This window comes from Haloferax sp. s1 (genome assembly GCF_058382125.1).
In genome coordinates, this window is the sequence record NZ_JBZRPK010000167.1 from 1 (window position 1) to 1,591 (window position 1,591).

Below are 1,591 nucleotides of genomic sequence, written 5' to 3' on the forward strand. Positions count from 1 at the left end.
ACGAGGGGGCCGCGGCAGACGTCGAGAGGGTATCCCACGAGCGCCCCGGCCGCAAGGTCTGGACAGACAAGGCTGGCAACCTCCGGGCCCCCGCCGACGACTCGGTCTTACTGACCTCGCACATCGACACCGTTCCCGGCGACATTCCCGTGAAGGTCGAAGACGGGACGCTCTGGGGTCGCGGGAGCGTCGATGCGACCGGCCCGCTCTGCTCGATGGCCGCCGCGGCCGTCGAGACGGGGGTCTCGTTCGTCGGCGTCGTCGGCGAGGAGACCTCCTCGCGCGGCGCGTGGCACCTTATCGAAGACCGCGAGGAGCCCGACGCCGTCATCAACGGCGAACCCTCCGGCTGGGACGGCGTGACCCTCGGCTACCGCGGCTTCCTCTCGGGGACCTACGTCGCGACGAGCGAGTGGGGACACTCCGCGCGCCCCGAGGACAACGCCATCCGGTCGGCCGTCGCGTGGTGGTCGCGCGTGGCCGACTTCTTCGACGAAGACCGCGACGGCGTCTTCGACACGGTGACGACCAAACCCGTCAGCTTCGATGGCGGTCCCACCGAAGACGGCCTCGCGGTCGAAGCGACCGTCGACGTGCAGTTCCGCGTCCCGCCGCGCTACACCATCGAAGACGTGCGCGAAGTCGCCGAGGGCGAACTCACCCGCGGGAGCGTCCACTGGAACAAGCCAATTCCGCCGGTGATGGAAAGCCCCCGCACGGAAGTCGCGCGGGCCTTCCGCGTTGCCATCCGGAACGTCGGCGAGACGAAACCCCGCTTGCTCCGCAAGACCGGAACGAGCGATATGAACATCTTCGCCGGCGTGTGGGACTGCCCGATGGCGACCTACGGTCCTGGCGACTCGGACCTCGACCACGCACCCGATGAGCACCTCAAACTCGACGAGTTCGACAGCGCCATCGACGTGCTGGTGGATGTCTGCGAGCGCCTCGGGGACGACTGAATCGCAGTATCGACACGGAGACACGACACACAAGACAATGCTCGAAACGACACACTTCATCGACATCGACGATATCAGCGCATCGGAGTTAGACCGCGTTCTCACCCGCGCCGCCGCCATCAAGGCCGGCGACGACGAGACGCGACTGCCCCGAGCGACGCTGGCGATGCTCTTCGAGAAGCCGAGCACCCGCACGCGTGTCTCCTTCGAAACGGGGATGACCCAACTGGGCGGTCACGCGCTCTTTCTCGGCCCCGAAGACATCCAACTCGGCCACGGCGAACCGCTCTCCGATACGGCCCGCGTGCTGGGTCGCTACGGCGACGCCATCATGGCCCGCCTGTTCGACCACGACGACCTGCTCGAAATCGCCAAACACTCCAGCGCACCCGTCATCAACGGCCTGACCGACGACGCCCACCCGTGTCAGACGCTCGCCGACCTGCTCACCATCCGTGAACACGACGGCTCGTTCGAGGAAGTGCAGGCGGCGTGGACTGGCGACGGCAACAACGTCGGCCAGTCGCTCGTCCTCGGCTGTGCGATCGCCGGTGTCGACCCGACGGAGGCGACGCCGCCGGGATACGCGATGGACGCCGAGGGACCCGACACTGCGGAACAACTCGGGG

2 protein-coding genes are annotated in these 1,591 nt (G+C 67.5%); both read left to right on the plus strand.

Annotation, left to right across the window (positions count from 1 at the left end; all coding sequences use genetic code 11):
• Nucleotides 1–962 (plus strand): [LysW]-lysine hydrolase (locus QT222_RS01310; RefSeq protein ID WP_491476051.1); only part of this gene is annotated, 962 nt, incomplete at its 5' end.
• Nucleotides 963–999: 37 nt separating this feature from the next.
• The coding region (locus QT222_RS01315) for a Rossmann-fold NAD(P)-binding domain-containing protein (RefSeq protein WP_491476052.1) at nt 1,000–1,591 on the plus strand (592 nt) is incomplete at its 3' end.